The 20,998-nt window shown below is 39.9% G+C and carries 21 protein-coding genes; 10 read left to right on the top strand and 11 right to left on the bottom strand.

What is annotated here, in order from left to right; genetic code table 11:
• Window positions 1-4: 4 nt before the first annotated feature.
• The 6 genes from ACFPOH_RS09270 to ACFPOH_RS09245 form a co-directional block, all read right to left on the bottom strand.
• The gene (locus tag ACFPOH_RS09270) at window positions 5-1,144 is read right to left on the bottom strand and encodes a DEAD/DEAH box helicase (RefSeq protein ID WP_342471244.1); all 1,140 of its coding nucleotides are present in this window, start codon (window positions 1,142-1,144) and stop codon (window positions 5-7) included.
• Window positions 1,145-1,335: 191 nt separating this feature from the next.
• Window positions 1,336-2,037, bottom strand: a complete 702-nt coding sequence (cuyB, locus tag ACFPOH_RS09265) for a cysteate racemase (RefSeq protein WP_342468511.1) — start codon at window positions 2,035-2,037, stop codon at window positions 1,336-1,338.
• Window positions 2,034-3,254, bottom strand: a complete 1,221-nt coding sequence (locus tag ACFPOH_RS09260; RefSeq protein WP_342468510.1) for a carboxylate--amine ligase — start codon at window positions 3,252-3,254, stop codon at window positions 2,034-2,036. Before ACFPOH_RS09260 ends, cuyB begins: the two co-directional genes overlap by 4 nt.
• A 180-nt stretch (window positions 3,255-3,434) precedes the next feature.
• The gene (locus ACFPOH_RS09255; protein ID WP_342468509.1) at window positions 3,435-4,907 is read right to left on the bottom strand and encodes an S-layer homology domain-containing protein; all 1,473 of its coding nucleotides are present in this window, start codon (window positions 4,905-4,907) and stop codon (window positions 3,435-3,437) included.
• Window positions 4,908-5,098: 191 nt separating this feature from the next.
• A complete protein-coding gene (locus ACFPOH_RS09250; protein WP_342468508.1) occupies window positions 5,099-5,341 on the bottom strand; it encodes a hypothetical protein in 243 nt (80 codons plus the stop codon).
• A 62-nt stretch (window positions 5,342-5,403) separates the two neighbouring features.
• Window positions 5,404-6,102 carry an arginase gene (locus ACFPOH_RS09245; RefSeq protein ID WP_342580418.1) on the bottom strand — a complete coding sequence of 233 codons (699 nt, stop codon included), beginning with the start codon at window positions 6,100-6,102 and terminating at the stop codon, window positions 5,404-5,406.
• A 169-nt stretch (window positions 6,103-6,271) separates the two neighbouring features.
• Between ACFPOH_RS09245 and ACFPOH_RS09240 the strand changes: the two genes are divergently transcribed.
• Window positions 6,272-6,832, top strand: coding sequence for an FAD-dependent oxidoreductase (locus tag ACFPOH_RS09240; protein ID WP_390309472.1), 561 nt, complete (start codon window positions 6,272-6,274; stop codon window positions 6,830-6,832).
• A gap of 218 nt (window positions 6,833-7,050) precedes the next feature.
• Entirely contained in the window at window positions 7,051-7,491 is a 441-nt protein-coding gene (locus tag ACFPOH_RS09235) for a universal stress protein (RefSeq protein WP_342468505.1), read from the top strand.
• A gap of 44 nt (window positions 7,492-7,535) precedes the next feature.
• On the opposite strand, the gene ACFPOH_RS09230 is transcribed toward ACFPOH_RS09235, so the two are convergent.
• On the bottom strand, window positions 7,536-8,558 hold the full coding sequence (locus tag ACFPOH_RS09230) for a pirin family protein (RefSeq protein WP_390309471.1): 1,023 nt from the start codon (window positions 8,556-8,558) through the stop codon (window positions 7,536-7,538).
• 319 nt (window positions 8,559-8,877) lie between these two features.
• Window positions 8,878-9,462: a hypothetical protein gene (locus tag ACFPOH_RS09225; RefSeq protein WP_390309470.1), complete on the bottom strand. Its 585-nt coding sequence runs from the start codon at window positions 9,460-9,462 to the stop codon at window positions 8,878-8,880.
• A 227-nt stretch (window positions 9,463-9,689) separates the two neighbouring features.
• Here ACFPOH_RS09225 and ACFPOH_RS09220 point away from each other — a divergent pair, with 227 nt between their 5' ends.
• Complete coding sequence (locus ACFPOH_RS09220; protein WP_390309469.1) at window positions 9,690-10,259, top strand: DUF6198 family protein; 570 nt, start codon at window positions 9,690-9,692, stop codon at window positions 10,257-10,259.
• Between the two features lie 101 nt (window positions 10,260-10,360).
• On the opposite strand, the gene ACFPOH_RS09215 is transcribed toward ACFPOH_RS09220, so the two are convergent.
• Complete coding sequence (locus ACFPOH_RS09215; protein ID WP_342580422.1) at window positions 10,361-11,254, bottom strand: DMT family transporter; 894 nt, start codon at window positions 11,252-11,254, stop codon at window positions 10,361-10,363.
• 172 nt (window positions 11,255-11,426) lie between these two features.
• Here ACFPOH_RS09215 and ACFPOH_RS09210 point away from each other — a divergent pair, with 172 nt between their 5' ends.
• The 3 genes from ACFPOH_RS09210 (at window position 11,427) to ACFPOH_RS09200 (ending at window position 14,915) form a co-directional block, all read left to right on the top strand.
• Complete coding sequence (locus ACFPOH_RS09210) at window positions 11,427-12,491, top strand: diguanylate cyclase (RefSeq protein ID WP_390309467.1); 1,065 nt, start codon at window positions 11,427-11,429, stop codon at window positions 12,489-12,491.
• Between the two features lie 192 nt (window positions 12,492-12,683).
• On the top strand, window positions 12,684-13,181 hold the full coding sequence (locus ACFPOH_RS09205) for a L,D-transpeptidase family protein (RefSeq protein ID WP_342468498.1): 498 nt from the start codon (window positions 12,684-12,686) through the stop codon (window positions 13,179-13,181).
• A 228-nt stretch (window positions 13,182-13,409) separates the two neighbouring features.
• On the top strand, window positions 13,410-14,915 hold the full coding sequence (locus ACFPOH_RS09200) for a transposase (protein WP_390309465.1): 1,506 nt from the start codon (window positions 13,410-13,412) through the stop codon (window positions 14,913-14,915).
• Window positions 14,916-15,100: 185 nt separating this feature from the next.
• Here ACFPOH_RS09200 and ACFPOH_RS09195 read toward each other — a convergent pair whose 3' ends face one another.
• A complete protein-coding gene (locus ACFPOH_RS09195; RefSeq protein ID WP_131522573.1) occupies window positions 15,101-15,721 on the bottom strand; it encodes a TetR/AcrR family transcriptional regulator in 621 nt (206 codons plus the stop codon).
• 165 nt (window positions 15,722-15,886) lie between these two features.
• Between ACFPOH_RS09195 and ACFPOH_RS09190 the strand changes: the two genes are divergently transcribed.
• The 4 genes from ACFPOH_RS09190 to ACFPOH_RS09175 all read left to right on the top strand — a co-directional run bounded on the left by ACFPOH_RS09190 (window position 15,887) and on the right by ACFPOH_RS09175 (window position 19,424).
• Window positions 15,887-17,074 carry a YhgE/Pip domain-containing protein gene (locus ACFPOH_RS09190; protein ID WP_390309464.1) on the top strand — a complete coding sequence of 396 codons (1,188 nt, stop codon included), beginning with the start codon at window positions 15,887-15,889 and terminating at the stop codon, window positions 17,072-17,074.
• 97 nt (window positions 17,075-17,171) lie between these two features.
• Window positions 17,172-17,819 (top strand): NAD(P)-dependent oxidoreductase, encoded by a 648-nt coding sequence (locus ACFPOH_RS09185; RefSeq protein ID WP_390309463.1) that lies wholly within the window; start codon window positions 17,172-17,174, stop codon window positions 17,817-17,819.
• 410 nt (window positions 17,820-18,229) lie between these two features.
• Window positions 18,230-18,688, top strand: coding sequence for a transposase (locus ACFPOH_RS09180; protein WP_390309462.1), 459 nt, complete (start codon window positions 18,230-18,232; stop codon window positions 18,686-18,688).
• Window positions 18,675-19,424, top strand: coding sequence for a transposase (locus tag ACFPOH_RS09175; protein WP_390309461.1), 750 nt, complete (start codon window positions 18,675-18,677; stop codon window positions 19,422-19,424). Before ACFPOH_RS09180 ends, ACFPOH_RS09175 begins: the two co-directional genes overlap by 14 nt.
• 314 nt (window positions 19,425-19,738) lie before the next feature.
• Here the strand turns inward: ACFPOH_RS09175 and ACFPOH_RS09170 are convergent, their stop codons facing one another.
• Window positions 19,739-20,695 (bottom strand): tyrosine-type recombinase/integrase, encoded by a 957-nt coding sequence (locus tag ACFPOH_RS09170; protein ID WP_390309460.1) that lies wholly within the window; start codon window positions 20,693-20,695, stop codon window positions 19,739-19,741.
• Window positions 20,696-20,998 lie beyond the last annotated feature (303 nt).

Genomic DNA, 20,998 nt, shown 5'->3' with positions numbered 1-20,998 from the left:
TCCCTCACTTTTTGGCGATGGTATTCGCATTTCCTTCAATTAATTGTCCTTTGTAGATCACCTTTTGGACAGGTTTTTGCCCTGCTTGCCGCAACAGCTTCTTATAATTTTTTTCATCCTTATATGAAAGAAGCGTCAGCACTTCCCCATCGGCTCCCGCTCTGCCCGTGCGCCCGGACCGATGCAAGTATTGTTCCACTGTATGCGGGAGATCCACATGAATCACATGGGTAAGTCCTTCAATATCCAATCCCCGTGCAGCCAAATCGGTTGCCAATAAAATGCGCGCTTCGCCTTTGCGGAAATCTTCCAAAGATTTTTTCCGCTGCTCTTTGCTCATGTCCGCATGCAACGATACCACTTTTGTATCCTTATATTTCAATTTCATTTCTTTCAATAACAATTGATCCAAATTGTTGATGAACGCAAGGCCCCGAACTCCTTCAATATTGGCAAGCCTTCTTAACGCATCCGTTTTGTCCCGTTCTTCCACTTTCACAAATGAATGAACCACTTTTCCGACTTTCACCATATCTTCCGGTTTGATTTGAATATTCAACGGATCTTTCATCATCCGGCTTGCAACCAACCGGATCTCGTCCGTAATGGTTGCTGACACCAAAACCACTTGCCGCTTAGGGGATGCACCCTCTATAAAGGATTTCACAATAACCCGATACTCTCTGCTCAATAATTGGTCACATTCATCCAATACGATGATTTCAATTTCTCTTAACTTTAATTTATTGGCGCGGACCAACTCATTTATTCGGCCGGGCGTTCCAACCACGATGGTCGGTTTTTTCTTCAGCTTTTCAATTTGACGGGCCACGTTCGCTCCGCCGATGAGCTGTTGAACGGTAATATTTGTTCCGGCACTCCACTCCCGGATCACTTCTACAATTTGCATGGCAAGTTCCTGAGAAGGTGCGACAATCAAACCTTGAGTACTTTTTTTCGAACCATCCAATTTATGTAGCATCGGAAGAACATATGCCAATGTTTTGCCGGAACCGGTCGGGGATTCCGCCACGATATCTTTTCCTTCCAACATGGCCGGGATCATTTCATCCTGCACTTTCATCGTCCGTTCAAACTTCCACTTTTGCTTCAATGTTTCATTTAATAATTCTATTACTGACACGTTTTTCCCACCTTCCCTTGTCAAGTTTACCACTTTTTCGTAAGGATTCATTCCATCGTTCCACCAATGATATTATGTAAAAAAGCTTGAAGCCCGATAATGATGAAAAAAGAATTCGCCATTCGTGCCGGAATTGATATGTTCCATTCCAGCACGGTCCTTGAATACAAGCGAATTCTTTTACGTCCATTCTATTTCTTCACTTCATATCCGCAGCGGATGATTGCAGTTTCAGCCAATACCAGCAATGAATCGATATAACGATTCCCCAATTGCAAGTTTTTATTCACAACGGACAATTCTGTACATCCTAAAATGATCCGGTCGCAATCAAGGGCAAAAACCGCTTCTTCGATTTCTTTCCATTTTTCCCTCGATACGTCTTTTCCGGATTTCACATCATCATAAATGACGGACATCACAAGTTTTTGCGTATGTTCATCAGGGATGACCGGCTCGATTCCCTGTTCCATCAGCGCCTTTTGATACACCTTCGAAAAAATGGTGCCATCCGTCGCTAAAATGGCCACTCTATTGGCTTCAAGTTCATGTGCCCGTTTCGCCGTTTCCCTGATCATATGGATCACGGGTACAGGGGACCCCTGTTGGATTTCTTCATAAAAGGTATGGGCAGTATTGCACGGGATGCAAACCAAATCAGCGCCAAAGTCGGCCAGTTTCTTGGCATCCCGAATAATGACAGGCACCGGATTATCATTTGACTTTCCTAAAATGAAAGCTGTACGGTCCGGAATGGTTGTGTCGTTGTCAATAATCGTATGAACATGTTCTTGGTCTGTTGCAGCTTTTGTCAGGCGTACGATGGCTTCCCCAAGGAACATTGTCGCAAGGGGGCCGACGCCTCCGATGATTCCCAAAGTTTTTTTCATCATTCCGCCAAACCTTTTTTATTAAAGTATTTTTTATATTTTCGATAATAATTTAATTTGTTCAATGTCAATTTGATCCAACGTTTTGCATTCATATCGTAAGGATAGTAGAGGGAGTTTGTCCATTTTCCTTCGCGGATCAGTTTTTTGGCTTCGATTTTCAACTTCTCATTTGAAGCATACTTAAATAATACCCCTTTTGGAATGACGAGCCATAAATGTTTGTTATCCGCATAAGTCAGATCCTGTTTGATATTGAACACATAGTCGTCCGCTACATACTTCATCAGGTTGTATCCGGCTGCCGTCACGAAATAGCTTGAACGCCCATTCCGCAAATTGATTTCAAATAAATTGTATTCCCCGGTTCTAGGGTCCTTTTTCATATCGAAATTCGCAAAGCCGGTAAATCCGATATCTTCAAGGAAATAACGCACCCGATCCATCAATTCTTTGTCGTATGTGGTGATGATCGCCGCATAGCTTCCGATTCCTTCCGGCGAATGTTCCTCCAAGATCGGATTGCCCAAACACATCAACTTCACTTTTCCGTCTTTTCCTACATAGGCATTTAACACGCGCATGTAGGAATCGTCGCCTGGAATGAACTCCTGAATGATTAAATTGTCTTTATAAGTGGAGCTGTAAATGGCGTCCAAAATTGCATTTTTCTCATTTTCATCATGGGCGACAAACACTTTTTTCTTGCCTGGGAACTTGCATGCCCAATAAGCGACGGAATTGGAAGCTTTGATGATGATTGGATAATCGAATGGGATTTCAAAGTCTTTATAGTTTTCATAGCTGATAATCGTTGTTTTCGGATATTTAAAACCGTATTTTTCGCACATTTTATAGAAGTTTTCTTTCAATAAAATTTGATCCATCAGCGATTCGTCAATATATGGCACAATGAAATGCTTTTGTAGTTCCGGCTTATTTTTGATGATCAGTTTCGCATAATCATCCCCGCAAGCAAGAAGCAACAGTTTAGTGTCTTTGTATTTTTCCGCTATCTTTTCCAATGCAGGCAAAAAGACTTCCTGCTTATTAAAATTGTCCACTTGTTCAAAAAGGATGATTTTGCTGTCTTGCGTCGCTGTCAAGTGGGAACGGCCCACTACAAGGGACTTTATTCCATATGCTTCATGGAAGGCACGGGCCATTCCATAGGCATTCATATCTGAACCACATAATACTGGCAAAAATGGTTGAGTCATTGTTCCTTCATCTCTCTTCATCTATTCTCTTTAATCATTGCCAACAATTTTCTTGACTAAAATGAAAGTAGCATGAAATGGTATCAAAATCAATCATTTGGGCAAAGTAATATACAACTGTTATCTATGTTGAAACAATATTTATTTTGCAATATTGAAATCAATTGTCCATATCCCAAACTATTTATTTTCAAAATAAAAATCAATCGTCCAATAAGGGGTTGTACCATCAAAAGCAACCCCGGTGAAGGCATGGGTAAAACGTCCATACAAGATATTTTCCCGATGTTCCAGGCTGTTCATCAAAGCTTCATGGGCATAAATCGTATTATAAGCGCCAGCCGCTATATTTTCTCCACCGCCTTGGACAAAATTCATGCCATCCAGAAGCATCCGCTCCAAAGCGCTTTTTCCGTCGCTGCCGATATGGGAGACGAAATGGTTCCGCACCATATCCAGGCTATGTTTTCTGGCGGTTTCCCGGTATTGCTGCGCACTGATAAGCGGGGGGATTCCTTCAGCGGCGCGGGCCTGATTCATCAATTCCACCATTAAATTTTCAAAGCCTTCCCGCCGGTCTTCCACCCGATTATCTCCGTAATACCCTTCTTTTTTCTTTTCGTATTCCCTTTCAACCCAAAGAATCGACCTTACCGTGTCGCGGTTGTATAAATCGAAAAAGAACGTGACATATTTCCCTTCGATGAAATACATCGAATAGCCTTCATCTTTCAACAGTTTATACCAAAGATTATTTTTTAAAATCGCTTCGATTCCTTTTCCATATTGCTTTAAAACCTGGTTTTTGTCACTTTTCCCAATCGTTATCCCGAATAATTCTTTGCCTTTGATTGTGCTGTAAAAGCCGACGACTTCGTTGTTTTCGTTGACCCCTTCCAATTCCAATTGCTCATTTCTTCCGATTTGATGCCAAACAAATTCGTATTCCGAGTTGTAGCTGGCCAATACTTTTCCGCTTGCCTGCTTTCTTTCCGGAATTTTGCCGGCCGCAAGGATTTTATCATAGTCCGCAACCAGGATGGTTCGATACAGGAAACTGGCAAATTGGCCGTTTGTCACATATTGTTCAGGCATGAAATACCCGTTGCTTCCGGTTGTAATGCCAAGCCCGTATAATGTATAAATATAGTCATATGCCCAATGCCCTTTTGGGACATCCTGGAATAACCGGATCCATCCCGAATATTGCAAATCGAATGTATTCACCAAAATTTTGGCCAACTGGGCCCGGTATAAAGGTTCTTCCCCTCTAAAGCGTCCTCCGTCTCCATCAAATATTCCCGCTTCATAAGCCCAAAGGATGGAATCATAATAAGGATCCGACGGCGCTGCATCCTTAAACGGATCCCCGCTATAATCCCTGATTCCATGCAAATGGTCATGGAACAATGTATGGAGGATTTTGGCCGCTTCCTTGCGTGAAATACTTTGATTGGGATGAAACTTGTCATCCGTTTTATAATCATAGACGTCCAATTGATTCAAATAGTTGATTGCTTCATAGTGGCTGTCGGCGGAACCGATATCCTGAAAATGCTTTTCCGCTTTCACATCATGTGGAATAAAAACAAATACACAAGCGAGGAATAACAGATGGAGAAACATGGAGCCTTTCATAACCAAATTTCGCATGGAGGTCACACTCCTTCAAGTGCCCTGTATGATTCTATTATAAGAGTAAATGTTTATGTTTTCTAAGAAAATTTTGACAACTTGTGCACGAAATGATGATAAAATTACCAAATGGCGTGAAATGAAAAAAGGAGAAATTGAGCCTTCTCAATTTCTCCTTTTTCTATAGGGAAGACAGCTTTGTCCCCGCATTAAGCGTTGTCAAAATGATGCTTTTCATCCGGCGATTCTTTGCGGAACAGTTCTTCCAATAACTCGTCCCCTTCCGCTTTTACCCGTTTATTGAGTTCATCCACCGGAATCGAATCCACTGTCTGCATATCCTCATGCAAATCAAAAAGGCTGATATTGTCTGATGGCACCCGGTCCGGTTTTTCTTCATATGGAATATCAGCAAATTTCTTCTTTGAATCCGGCAATGAATCTTTTTTCATATGCAACACACTCCTTTATGGTAGTATGTGTTGACGGTACCGCTTTATTCATCAATGAAGATTCATGCCATCATATACTCCAATTTTTGCGCAAAAGTCACATTGTTCGGGTTCCATTTTCTGATAGGACATTGATAGACTTTGTAAGGCAATCCAAGAGTTCTGACGAATTCCACAAATTTTCCATCAAACCAAGGCGGACTCCATGCCCCTGAACGGCAAATATGGATGGCGGCGGTTTTGATCCCTTCATACAAATCATCAAATTTTAAATATTGTATGTTGAATGCTTTATTGATTTCTTTAAAAAATTCCGGCTTTTCCTTCGTAAAAGGACTGTAGATGATATACGCTTTACTGATGATTCCATTTTTCAAAAGTTTTCCAAGCCAGTTGGCACAATTGACTTCGAACTGCAATGAAGCAAGCCCGCCGTATCCCAGATCCGAATGGGCATCAAAAAGATACACTTCATCCACATTAAATTTTTCCGCGATTTTGTATGATAAAGCATGGGAATCCGATACATAAACGTTCACTTCTTGATCCCATCGGAAAAATTGTTTGATTTTATTCCAGAAAAAATCAACATCTTTCGAAAGGGCAAAAGATTTTTCAAAATCTTTTCCATAGGATTTGTATTGAAAATAACGCTTATACCATAAATCATTGATCGTTCTTTTATTTTCAACACTTGATGTTATTTCTTGATTTTCAGCGGATATGAAGTAGTCCCAGTCGATTGACAATAAACTTGCCACTGCAAACCCCTCCAAAAATCAAAAACTGTCGCTAATAAAATCGTAATACTCGATCAATGGAATATCAAACAATCTCCTTAATTTTTGAAAAAAAAGCCATATTTTTAGAGTCGGTGCTTTTATTTTGGTAGAATTATAAATATAGAAGATTTTAGGAGGGATATGGCTTATGTATGATGTAGCAATTATCGGCGCAGGACCAGCCGGAGGAAGCGCTGCGATTTTTACGGCAAAAGCAGGAAAGAAAACGGTGATTTTGGACAGCGACCAAGGCGTAACAAAACGTGCAATGCTTTACAATCACTACGGCGTGAAAGAAATTACTGGACCGCAATTGGTGAAAACAGGAATTGAACAAGCTAAACATTACGGTGCTGAACTGATTGAAGCAAAAGTGACAGGCATTTCAAAAACTGAAAACGGATTTAAACTCCAATATGAAAATGGCGAAGTGGAAGCAAAACATGTCATCCTTGCCACAGGTTTTTTAACTGATCTGGCGGAAAGCATCGGACTTAATACGAAACCAGGGACTGAGCCAAGAGTAAAAACTATTTTTGATGTGGACGCAAATGGCAAAACAAATGTGGAAGGCATCTGGGCTGCTGGTACATGCGCAGGTGTGAGCGTCCATACCATCATTACAGCGGGTGACGGTGCGAAGGTTGCCATCAATGTCATCAGTGAACTGAACGGCGAACGTTACGTGGATCACGATGTGTTGAAATAATTTGATAAAATCTTGATAAGCCGAGGCGGAAAGAAGATTTCTGCCCCGGCTTTTTTCATTCCTTCAATTTCGCTTTTTGGAAACCCCGTTTTGCAATTTTTTTCATGAATCAGCATATTATCGATTTATAAACATAAACGGATGATTCTTCCACAATATTGCAAAATTTTTGTATGCGCTTTCATGATATAATATTTCCAACAAAAGGAGTGATTGGCATGATCGCGAATTATAAAAACATTTTAGTCGCTATGGATGGTTCAAAAGAGTCTGAGGCGGCTCTTCATGAAGGAATTAGGATTGCGAAAGAAAATCAGGCTTCTTTAAAATTGGTGACGATTATTGATACAACCCGTGTAGCAAGGGCAAAAAAATATAAAGAAATTTTGACGCGAAATCTTGAAGAAATAAATAAACGGATGGACCAATACCGCAAAGAGGCAACATCCCAAAACATAGAAGATGTTGAAGTGATCATTGAAAAAGGTTCCCCGAAAAAGCTGATTCCAATCGATGTCGCCGAAAGAGTGAATGCGGATTTAATCATCTGCGGTGCAACGGGATTGACTCCTGCTGAACAAATCTTTTTGGGATCTGTCACACAGCATATCGTCACTTCCGCAAAATGTGATGTGCTTGTCGTACGAAATGTGGAATAAGGGTTTCAAGCAAGGAAAGTTTCCTTGCTTGAAACCCTTAATTTTTATTCTCCCGGCTTTTCGATGATCCCATCCGGATATTTGGCAAATCTGCCCGCATCTCTATGATTCACGGGATCCGGTCTATCCCATTTCCAACCGCCAAATTTTGTTTTATTATATTCGGCAAAAGTCGCATAAATTTCTTCCTTTTTATTCATCACAAAAGGACCGAATTGAGCAACGGGCTCATTGATCGGCTCACCTTCCAATACAAGGATGGAACTGTATTGATCTCCGTTTTGGATAACAATCTCTTCGTCCCCTGCCAGTTTGCAGCGATAATTCGCTTGTATCGCCGCACCATCAATTTGTATTGTTCCCCCTTCATAATAATACAAATTCCTATTGATGGTACCCGATACTTTCGGAAGAGTCATGATGGCTCCCGGCTCCATATGTATCAAATAAATCCCCACATGATGGTTATTATTTTTCGCCCAAGAAGCCATGTTCGGTTCCAAAGCCGTGATTCCATACATTTCCCCGGCAATCACTTTCACTGTTGTTTTGTTTCCATCGAAATCATTTTCAATAACCGGGATATCTTCTCTCCAAAACATTCGGTATTCCGGTTCCGCTTTTTTTCCTTTTTGATTCAAGTTTAACCAAATTTGAAACAATTCAAGTGGATTTGTCTGTTCCTTATTGACAAGCGGAAACATTTCAGAATGCTGGCATCCTTTCCCCGCAGTCAACCATTGGACATCGCCGCTTGCATATCGGCAAACAGACCCCCTGGAATCGAAGTGATCAACTACCCCTTGCAGAACGATTGTGACTGTTTCATACCCTTTGTGAGGATGAACGGGAAATCCGGGAATCGCCTTTCCATGGTACATACGAAAGCCATCCTTTAATTTAAAATCTTCCCCCAGGTCCCGTCCTTCCAGCAGTTCCGCGTCTACTCCCTGCTCTTCGTTGCCCGGCGGATACATGTCTTTGTGATATGCAGTCAAAATAAAAGGGCTTTCTGTAGTCCATTGCGTTCCCAATTTTTGCAACCCGATAATTTTTCTGTTTTGCATGAATGTCACCTCACACCTCGTCTGTTCTAATTCCATACTAGCAAATTTTGACTTTGATAAAAAATTAAAAATCGTACAAAATAATGAAATNGGGCGAGTGCTCCTGTCGCGCACGCTTAGTCGCAAAGCAAAAGCTTTCCTGCGACGAGCCCTCTCGAGACCCCGCAGGAGCGAAGGATTGAGCTCCGAGGAGGCTCGAGCCGGGCCCGCGGAAAGCGTCCCCGGAACGGAAATCAATTTTCTTCAATTATCAAAAAAACACCATTTTCTCCCGGGAGAAAATGGTGTTTTTTATCTTTTGTCCCAGCCTCTTTTCCTATTAAGAATTCGGCTGATTCTTTCTGAACCGTTGTTGCGGTTGGAATCCGCTTTCTTCGGCAATTTCTTCTTTCACTTGTTGGATGTTTGTTCCAGCTGGTGTTTTGGCAGGAGCCGGGCTTGGCTGTGGTTTATTTGGACTTGCAAAACCGCTCTCTTGGGCGATTTCTTCCCTCACTTGCTGGATGTCCGTTCCTGCGGGTGTTTTACCAGGTTGGCTTGGTTGAGGTTTACTTGGATTTGCAAAACCGCTTTCCTGGGCGATTTCTTCCCTCACTTGCTGGATGTCCGTTCCTGCAGGTGTTTTACCAGGAGCTGGGCTTGGCTGTGGCTTATTTGGACTTGCAAAACCGCTCTCTTGGGCGATTTCTTCCCTCACTTGCTGGATGTCCGTTCCTGCAGGTGTTTTACCAGGTTGGCTTGGTTGTGAGAAGCTTTGATTCCCAAAGCCGCCTTCCTGAGCAATTTCTTCCCTCACTTTTTGGGGATTCGTTCCGAATGTTGAACTGCTGCCTTGAGCATTTTGACGTTTCACTTCTTCAATATTTGTTCCTGTTTGCGTAAATTGTTTATTGTTATTTGCCATCTTTGCACCTCCATAAGTGTTATGCCTTTATCATGCTAAATTTAATGTGAATTATTCATCATGGTTGCCGCTCATTTTCTTCCAATCATGAAAGCAGGCATTCCCGCAATTATTTCTTTATAAGAAACGGGCGAATAATCCCTTTCGAATCGGTGCAAAACAATTAAGCATTTTCTTTATTGTCCTTTCATACAATAGTGCATGTCCTGCTAGATGGAGGAATGTTCATGTACTATGTACAGAAGGGACTGGCCATCCTTCTTGGAAGCATTTTGTTATCCATCGGAATCAATCTTTTCTTGGCACCGAATGAAATATTGGACGGGGGCATAATTGGCCTCTCCCTTATTTTGCATTACCTTTTCCACCTCAAAATCGGACTGATGGTCATTGTATTGAGCATGCCAATTTTCATTTTGGCGTGGTTCAAATATAGACATTATTTTTATAACAGTGTCCACGGTTTATTAGTCTCTTCTGTGATCATCGATATTTTTAAGCCTCTTCGTTCCCTGTTGCACATTAACTCCTTCATCGCGGCAATTATCGGTGGGGTATTTGTAGGATTTGGAATCGGGATGATGCTGAGATTTGATACAAGCACCGGAGGAACCGATTTATTGGCCCAATTTATCAGCGACAAAACGAAAATCAATGTGGGCATCATTATTTTACTGATTGATTCCATTATTGTTTTAATCGGTGGAATTTTACTCTCCGCCAGCACATTGCTATTATCGATTATTGCGATTACGGTTGTCGGCATTACAACAAGTACTGTAACCGGAAAACATTGACTTCTTTCCTTTGTTTTATTTTTTATACGGGAACAATCCAAAAAAAATCCCGGAGAACTCTCCAGGATTTTGCCAAAAGACCGTTTTTCCACCGAGATTCATCATTTTATTTCTTTAATATCTTCCAAACTTTTTCCTTTGAAAAAGTCCGGCTTTGTTTCCGCCAAAATAATGGCAGTTAAAATCAAGGCGGCTCCAATGATCATTCTTCCCGTCAACACTTCGCTTAATATGATGACGGAGAAAACCATTCCCCATAAGGCCTCTGTCGATAAGATGATCGCTGTTTTTGTTTCGCTCGTAAATTTTTGGGCCATTGTTTGGAAACAGTATGCAAGCGTTGTGGAGAAAATCCCCAAATACAAAGTGGAAAGTACCCCTTTCCATTCAAGGCTGAAATCGACTTCCCCCTTTGCCAGCACAAATAGCCACGCAAAAAGGGCAGCCGCTCCCATTTGAACAATTGTCAGCAATATCGGATCTTCATCTTTCACATATTTGGCTGTGTAATAAATTTGATAAGCGAAACCAAATGCACATCCTAATGTCAGAAGATCCCCCACATTGATGTCGGCAACGGACAATTGCAACGAAAGGAAGCCGATGCCGATAATCGCCAAAAATGCTCCCGACAACTCAAATTTATCGACTTTCCTTTTGTCCATAAAAAAAGCGATAAATGGAACTATGACTACATTGATGGCTGTAATAAAAGCATTTTTTGATGGAGTTGTATATTGCAAGCCGACCGTTTGCAGCAGAAACGCCAAATATAAAAGAAACCCCAAAATGAAGCCTCTCTTGATTGTCGATTTCTTAATATGTTTCAATCGATTATAAAATATGATACTCAAAATCAATACTCCAACAGAAAAACGGATAGCCAATATTTGATAGGGAGTAAAGTAATCCAAAGAAATCGCACTGAATGCAAATCCGCTCCCCCAAATAATGGCTGTTGTAAACAACATGATTTCCCCTATATATTTGCTCATAATTGCCTCCATGCAAAGTTTCACCCATACTATAATTTTATATTTTAACATGAAATTTCTTCTATTTTCTAAAACTTTATTCTTACAATTATCATAAATATGATAAAATTATTGACAGTTTATATTTTTCTTGATCGTTCGGAAAGCAATAGTTAGAAAGGGTGCAAACCTTTTGTTACAATCAATCCTTTCAAACATAGCGGTCATTTTGCTGATGCATTTAACGATGACTTTTATATTGGACAACCAGAAAAAAATCCCCCATCCATTAAGAATCGCCATCACAATTGTGCTGAGTTCCGGCTGTGCAATATCGCTTTTCTATTTGCCGATCCATTTACATGAAGGATATTTTGTCGATATGCGGTTCATTCCTCTCGTTTTCTTGGCGTATTTGCAAGGATGGATTGCAATTCCGGCGTTGTTGATCGCATCCGCTTGGAGATTTTTTATGGGTGGAAACGGGATGGTTCCGGGGATTATCTTTGGAATGGTGCTGCCAACAATTATAGCTCTTGCCTTCCATCCCCGTTCCCAATTGAAAAAGCATTATATCGAAAAAATTTTAATTGTCCTTTTATGCTGGTTTGTTTGTGATTTTCCTATCATTTTTCTTGTTCCAAACGGCTTTGAAATTTTCAAGGAGACCGCACTGACCCGCGTTACCTCATTTGTTGCAACATCAGCCATTCTTTATATGTTCATCATGCAAGATCGACAAAGGAAATTTTTAAATAGCCAGTTGGAAAAAATGGCTGATGAAGACCCGCTGACAAAACTCGTAAATAAGAGAAAATTTTATGAAGTGGTTGAAGAGAAAACCGCTGCATTAAAACCTTGCCATTATATTGCCATGCTCGATATTGATTTTTTTAAAAAAGTGAACGATACATATGGTCATCTATTCGGTGACAAAATTTTAGCGGAAGTGGCGAATATATTAAAAAAATATGAATCCCATCATTTGGTTGCGGGGCGATTTGGGGGAGAAGAATTCATCATTTATTTAGGGGAAACGGATTTGGATTCAGCCAAAAGCATATTGGAAAAAATACGCGAAGAAATCAAACATACTTCCTTCGTATATAGTAATGACACAAAGGTCAACTTGACCGTTTCCATCGGGCTGGCTGAATTAAAGGATGAAATCGACATATTGGAAGCGGTATATTATGCGGATCAAAACTTATATAAAGCGAAAAGCAGCGGACGGGATTGCCTGGTCAGTCCAGTTTGAGATATGTGGATTGCAAAAGTCTAAACGGTCCGGACCGGTTCGTTTTTTGACTTCAGGGAAACATAAGAAATTTGAAGTTCTCGCAACACTTACATAAAACTTCATCCAGCCTTATCAAAATACCGATTATCCGCACCGATTACAATTGCCCGGAATAATATGTATTTAGTGAATAAGGCTGGAGGTGCGCTGATGATTCATTATGTGAAACCAGGGGAAACCCTTGCACAAATTGCAAGGGATTATCGGGTGGAATACCTTATTTTATTGGAAAACAATCCTCAAATTACAAACCCGGATTTGTTATATGTCGGTCAACCGATTAATATTCCCGGATTGCCCGATCCAAGTACAATTCCATATGAAATCGATGTATCTATCAATAACCGCACTTTATCCTTATACAACAACGGAGTTTTAGTAAAAACCTACCCAATCGCTGTGGGGCGGATGCTATTCGAAACGCCTACCGGAAACTTTGTCATTGTCAACAGAGCCCCTAACCCGGGAGGTCCATTTGGCACGATGTGGCTCACTCTTTCAAAAGAAACCTATGGCATCCATGGCACGGATGATCCCAGTTCCATCGGCTATGCCGTTTCGAAAGGCTGCATCCGCATGCGGAATGAAGATGTGGAAGAATTGGCAAGCATCGTGCCCAACGGAACAGCAGTATACATCCATTATTAATGTTTTGGGGGCGTCTCATCATCCGATGTCCCCTTTGTTTTCACCCCATTCAATACATATAGTCTCTCGGAAATTAAATTTCCGCATAAGCTCTAGTCTTTCGACTAGGGCTTTTTATGTGCTTCACCCCCAAAAATCAAAATAATAATGCATATTACTTGACTTTTTAAAATCGCCCCAATAATCGGCATGAAGGCATTATTTTTTGATGAAATGGGGTAGTTTTTATTGTTAAAAAAAATTCGTTCACATGATGATTTTCTAACGTTTATGTCTCAAAAAATTGATTTATATTATCCAAATAAAAGGATACTTAGAGAACATTTCACTCATCTGATTATTTGGGTAAGCATCATTGATCTTACTAAAACTGCCCATTTACTGAAACATCGATATTCTTCTAATCCAAGAGGAAGAAAACCGAGAAACCCTTGCGATATGCTCCGAAGCCTGTTATTGATGCACAAACTTCAATACACAAGCGTAGATAAATGGGTTGATGCTTTGAGAACAGTGCCACTATATGCTATTTTGAGTGGTTTTCATCCCGATTCAACTCCTGGCGTCGGAACCTTTTATGACTTTTTCAATCGCCTTTGGCTTGCCCCTTCTCCGCACTTGATGAATAAGAAAAAACGGAAAGTTAAAAAGCCAAAAGCCAAAGGAAAAAAGCATCAAAAGATGGCTCCTAGAAATCCCGGAATTGTTGAAAAACTAGTGAACCGAGCGCTTAAACAACAAGGAAATGTACATTATGCGCCGAAGGCACATGATGGTTTACAAACTTTATTTAAGGAAATGTTTGTTGAACCATCAGCTAACCAAGGGTTGCTTGGCGACACAAAATCATTAAGCATCACTGGTGATGGTACACCAGTTGAAACTGGTGGCCGTCCATACGGCAAACTACTCTGTAACTGTCGTAAACAAGGAAACTGGAAATGTGATTGCCTTCGAAAATTTTCTGATCCTGATGCAGATTTTGGCTGGGATAGTAGCCGCGAAAAATATTACTATGGACGAAATCTCTTTATGATTAGTGCTTCCGAGAGCCCGTATGATTTACCTATTTATCCTAGATTATACCGGGCTAGTAAACATGATTCTGTTTTATGGGTAAGCACCTTTCATGAACTACTACACTGGTACCCCAATTGGAAAATTGGGGAAAGCATCTTAGACTCTGCTTTCGATGCTTATCCCATCTATGAAATGCTAGAACGGTATGATGTATCAGCCATCATCGACCTTAATCCAAGGCGTTCTAAGCAATTCACCTATAATAAAATGGACATTAACCTAGACGGTGTACCTGTTTGCCCCATTGGGCGTGAAATGCTTGATTGGGGCATAGATAAAAAGCGTTACCGCCGTAAATGGCGTTGTCCAGCAGCTGTGGGTGGTTGGCAATGCCCGCATCCATGTTCTGATTCGAGTTATGGACGGACATTTTATACATCAACCAAAAATAACCCTAGGTTATTTCCACGTGTAAAGCGTGACAGTAAAGAATGGCGTAAGCGATTCGCTCTCCGTACGGGAGTAGAACGGTGTATCAAACGCCAAAAAGTTGATTACAAGCTGGAAGGCTCAAATGGACGAAGTTCCCGGCATTGGAACATACGTACATATATCATCGCCATGTGCCAGCATGTAGACGCTTGGGTAAAAGAAACTGAAAAGAATCAATATAAGGAGTTGCATCGAAAAGTAAAATCAATATTATTCATCTAACATTTAAATATTAACTTTTTTAAAATCTGCATATCGCAGGTTTATTTGGCATGCAGTTTTTTATCTCTAACACCCTAAGGATTATTTTAGGTTACGCGAAACCTCCAAAAGTCCCGAAATTACTTAATTAATTTCCGAGTCTCTATCAATTCCTATTTTTAATGGTATTGTCCTAAAGGCATTCATTATTTAGATTTTAAACCTGCTGCATAAACAAGTCCATTGACTGTCATGGTCGAAAGAATATGGGCCATTTCATAAGGTGATTCTTTCATGCCGTTTTCTAACCACTTTTGAATCACCCCGATATGTGCAGATGCAATATAAGAGGCTAAATACTGTCCAGGAACAAGTAACTTTTCTTCCTGAATAAATGAATTCGGACCATCCGTAAATATTGTTTTCCACAAAAAATCCTTCAGTCTTGATTGGAAAGTTAAATGTCCTTTCGGCCCTAACATAGCTTTCATAAATTTACTATTCTTATTGATGTATTCAAGCGTTGAGATGGCAATAGGATTTGGTGCTTGCGTAGGTAAATTGGATTCAAGTACCTCAATAAGCCTTGGAAAGTTTTGTTTAGCAATTCGGGTCATTTCATGCATAATTTCTTCCTCACACTTTGTCATTAAATCAAATTTATCCTGATAATGTGCATAAAATGTACCTCTGTTTATTTTAGCTCTTGTTGTTATATCTTTAACTGTAATCGCTTCAAATCCCTTTTCTTCAATTAAATCTACTAAAGCATCCTGAATGGATTCTTTTGTTCGAATGACACGTAGATCTGTACTATTTTCGTGCATACCATTTCCTCCTAGAATTTTATCCGACACATTTACAAGAAGTGTACCATAACCGACATATCTTTCATTTTTGATTATTGAAAGAGAACTAATATCCCAATTATAATGTAAATACAATACAAAAACAACACGTTGTTTGTTTGGGTATAAAAAAAGAGGATTAAAATGTTTAAAAATAAATTAGTATTAGCTTTGCCGCTCATTGCATTGGCAATTATTTTTCTGTTTTCAATGACATTATTTCCATCGGTCCAGCCACAACCGAAGAATCTACCTATTGCCATCGTTAATGAGGATGAGGGAGTGGAAATTCCTAATCAACCAACGATGAATATGGGGCAAACAATTGTTGACATGATACAAGAATCTACGGCATCAACTAAGGATGAAGATTCTGTCGTAAAGTGGATAGAAGTAAAGAGTAATGAGGAAGTACAAAAAGGGTTAGACGATCAAAAGTATTATGCGGCTTTAGTCATTCCAAAAGATTTTAGTGTGAAGCAAGCATCATTACAGACACCAGTACCATCGACACCTGAAGTACTAATATTTATTAATCAAGGAATGAATATGCCAGCTGCTACCATAGCGGGGCAAGTCTTAAATGGAGTAGTGGACAACATGAACAACTCTGTCCGCCAACAAGTGCTTGCTGGATTTGAAAAACAAGGAGCAACTTTGACAACTAAACAGGCAGAAATCCTTGCAGTTCCAATCTCAAAGAAAGTCACAAATGTAAATGAAGTTGGAACCCATACTGCAAACGGAAACGCTCCTATGATTTTGTTCCAGCCATTGTGGATGGGAAGTTTGGTTACTGCAGCTATTCTCTTTTTTGCCGTTAATAAAATGACACTCGCTACTAGAAAAGAAAGACTTTGGACAAAAATAGGGCAAATTTTAATGGCTACTTTTGTATCATTAGTCATCGGCTTTGGCTTTACCTGGATAGCAGGGGGGATAGTCGGGCTCAATATTCCAGATTTCATGGATACAGCATTATTCTTGGCTGTTTCATCATTTAGTTTTATCTTAATGATTTTAGCAGTATTTTCATTGATCGGGTTTAGAGGAATGCCTCTCTTTGTCTTAATATTATTCTTCGGAGCCCCTTTACTTGCATTAGCACCTGAAATGATGTCTTCATTCTACCAAGATTGGGTATATCCTTGGCTGCCAATGCGATTTATGATTGAAGGTTTACGAAAACTTTTCTTCTTTAGTACAGAAATATCATGGGATATTGTTTCAACACAAGTTTGGATTGGGTTAACAAGCATGATTGTCATATTGGCTACTGTTTTCAAAAAGAAAAAAGAAACTGAAACTGAATCAGTAACTGATTCTCAATAGTAAAGAAATAGAAAGATGCTAAATCTGTAACTCCATACGATAGACTATCGTATGGAGTTTACAGATATACTTTTGCTATTAAAGGAGTGGAAACGTGATGAAAGTATTAGTAATAGGTGCAACTGGCAGAACTGGTCAAGAATTAGTGAAACAAAGTTTAGAAAAAGGTTACGAGGTAAGAGCTTATGTCAGACGTCCTGAAGCTGTACCGCCACAAAAGAATTTGGAAGTTTTCGCGGGTAATTTAGATGATATTGAATCGCTGACTACAGCACTGAAAGACGTTGATGCTGTATTGATGGCGCTTGGCAACTCCATGTCAAATCGCAATGACAAATTATTTGAATGGGTGATACCAAATTTAATTACAGCAATGAAGGCTGCAAATGTAAAACGAATCGTAAGTTTGTCCGCTTTAGGTGTTGGAAATACATTTCATAATACACGCTATCCTTATCGATTGGGTGCACGTACCTTCTTAAAAGGGAATTTTGAAGATCATTTGGCAGGTGAAATCAAATTCAAAGATTCCGGATTAGATTGGACAACGGTTCACCCAGGTCCATTGTTTAATGGTGAGAAAATGGCAAATCCACTTGTTCGTGACGCAGCTACTGGTTATAAAATGCCTAGAGTACCTCGAACAAATCGCGCAGATGTGGCACAAGTAATGCTTAAAGCATTACTAGATCCATCTACTTATGGAAAAGAACTTGTCATGGCGTCAACACCAGATAAGAATTAGAAGAATAAAGGAAATCGAACTGATAGAATGTTTCATCAAAGAAAGTAATTTTACAGTAGTTGTCACTTATGCAGGAATTTCAAACGCATCGGGCATTAAAAGTTAGAGTAATGAGTTATGTTTTGTTAATGAAACAAGTAAACCTAATTATAATCCTAGTTGTTTGAAAGGAGTAATTTATTAAGAGCTAATTGCGATGTTCCAAAGTGCAAGAGGGAAAAGGGATGAAAGACAGGGCAAATTTTATTTTCCCCCAAAAAATAAGCTTGAAAGAGGGCTTTTGAGGAAGAAATTGGGGGGATTCAAGAAAATCCACCCCAAAACACAAAAAACAGATGAAACCGCACCATAAGTGAGTTAAGATGTTAATATCTACAAAAACAATCTTAAACTTAGGGGGTTTCACCTGTATGGCTATTATACCACAAATGAGTTTATTTTCATGGACAGATTTAGATGAATTAGGGGATTTGGATCGCCTGCGCTTGGTCATCGAATATCTACCTGATGAAAAGCTTATGAAAACCCTTGAAAGTCAGCGCAAAAATGGCCGGAACGATTACCCCATTCGGGCGGTCTGGAATACGATTTTAGCCGGAGTCGTCTTTGAGCATAAAAGTACTGAATCTCTTCGTAGGGAGCTTAAAAGAAACGCCCAATTGAGATACATGTGTGGCTTGGAAGGAAGTAGCGTTCCACCAGCTTATGTGTACTCTCGATTCATGAAAAAACTATTTGATCATGAAGAAACAATCAATTTGATGTTTGAATCCCTCGTAGCTGAACTCTACGAGACTCTCCCAGATTTTGGAAGATCCTTAGCGATCGACAGTAAGACCATCCCATCTTTTGCGAATGGAAAAAAATAAAAATGAAGAAAAAGATGGCCGCAGAGACACGGATGCAGATTATGGGGTAAAAGAGTATCGTGGAAAAAGAGAAGACGGAACGATGTGGAAAAAAATAACGAAATGGTTTGGATATAAACTCCATTTAATCATTGATTCCAACTATGAACTTCCTGTGGCCTATTCTGTGACGAAGGCCTCCGTTCCAGATATTAACGAAGCCCATCATCTATTAGATGACATCCAGGAAAATCAGCCTTATATTCTTGAAAATGCAGAGTCGATGCAAGCCGACAAAGGGTATGATGATACAAAGCTTTATGTACGCTTATGGGATAGCCATAAAATAAAACCGGTCATCGATATTCGAAATATGTGGAAAGATGGAGAAAGCACCCGTCTATTAGGTGATTGGGAAAATGTGACCTACAATGTTAAAGGAAATGTATATTGCCACTGCCCACTCACAGGAAAGGAACGTGAGATGGCAAATGGAGGATTTGAAAAAGATAGGAACACACTTAAAAAGTTATGCCCCGCCAAACAGTACGGCATACATTGTGAAGGTGCAGCCGAGTGCCCAGTGATACAGGGAATTCGGATTCCGCTGAGCGAAGACCGACGTATTTTTACCCCGATTGATCGGGCCAGTTACAAATGGAAAAGAGAATACAATAAACGAACAGCTATTTTTATATTCGGGCAAACGAAAAAACGCATCAGAAGCGCTTTTTTGGAGCTTTTACGGGATTCTTAAAAAAAATGCACTTGTAGATTATATTTTTCATAATAAACTAGGACAAAATGGCACAGTTAAAAAGTGTTCATTTACTGTATTGATAACAATAAGCCCCCACAATATCAACTCCTTTTAAGCGGTGAGCAGTTCACCGTTTGATGCTCGAAAAAAGCCGTTTCCTGTTTTGCGCTGAACCTTGCGTCCCCCTGCACCCCCACTACTAACCGAACGGGAAAAATGAGCATAATTTTTTTATCCCTGCCGTTCGGCTACACGATTATAGCAGGGGGACTCTTCAGCGCAAAAAGACTACGTTTTTTTCTGCGCCTGTTTTACCTCATGTAGCGCAAAGCCAAATCGAAACGATTTTTCCCATGACCTAATTCTGCATGCACACGGTCCATTTTTTCTTTCATGGAATTATACAGTTTTCGATCATGCACCCCATAATCAAATCTTTTTCCTTCTGCATAACGTGCGAGACATTTCTCAAACAATTCTTTTTCCTCTTTTGTCATCAATTCATTTACCCTATTTCTTGCGTAAGTATGGCGAAAAGCATGTGTACCAGTATATTCAATCCCTAGTTTCTTGCAGACATTTTTTACCTCGTTTTGAACAGTTCCTGCTGTCACATTTACTAACCTTTCATTCGGCTCTTTCCCTTCAATCATTTCAGCTAATGTTTTTTCAAAGTGCTTAGGAATCGGGACTTCACGATATCTTCCGCCTTTTTCAATTACGGAAACAACGCCCTTCTCAAAATTCACATCACTCACTTTCAAAGAAACCGCGCCACTTATACGAAACCCCATATTGTGCATCAGCTCAACTGCATTTCTTGTATTAGGGGAAACATTAGCTTTTATGGTGTTTATATCTTTCAAACTCAAAGAACGGTCAGAAACACCCTCTAAACGGTTTCTAGGGGGTATTAGTCGCTTCTTAGGACAGAAGTATGTTTTCGGCTTATTATAGCGTTCTGCACGCTTATTTAGCCCTTCCTGAAGCAAACTAAGATGCGTTTCAATTGAACGTCTGTAATCTAACGATGTATGACTTTTGGACGCAAGAAAATCCCTATATTCCTGTTCTGTTATTTCATACAAGTTTCTTATCCCACGTTCTGAACGTACCCAATTCGCAAATTGTCTAGAGATTTTCAAACACTCCTTTTTCGTCTTATACGAGTGGATCCCCTTAATCCCTTTTTTTCTAGCTTCACGTTTGGATTTTCCAATCATGTCGATTTCACGAATGCACATGTTCACCTGATTAATTATGCTCAAAAACACCACTCCTTTCGTATCAGACAAAAAAAGGGCATACCGAAACATACCTTTGACTTCCGATTTTTTTGTGAAATCATCGGTCAAAGGCTTGTCATAAAAGGGTTTTCCCTGAGCCTCATGCTCACGTTGTTCGCATGAGGCTCATGTTCGTTTCCCCTAAAAAAAATATGTAGTTTGTAAGCCCGAAATCAAACAACGCCTATAAATCAATGACACCTCCCTGTAAGATGAAAGTAACAATTACAGAGGAGGTGTTCTTTTTTTGACAACGGAAAAACTCAATATCGTGCCTGTAAAATT

The sequence above is a fragment of the Ureibacillus suwonensis genome (genome assembly GCF_042655065.1).
GTDB classification, from domain to species: Bacteria; Bacillota; Bacilli; order Bacillales_A; family Planococcaceae; genus Ureibacillus; species Ureibacillus suwonensis.
This window is presented reverse-complemented; position numbering and strand designations above follow the sequence as displayed.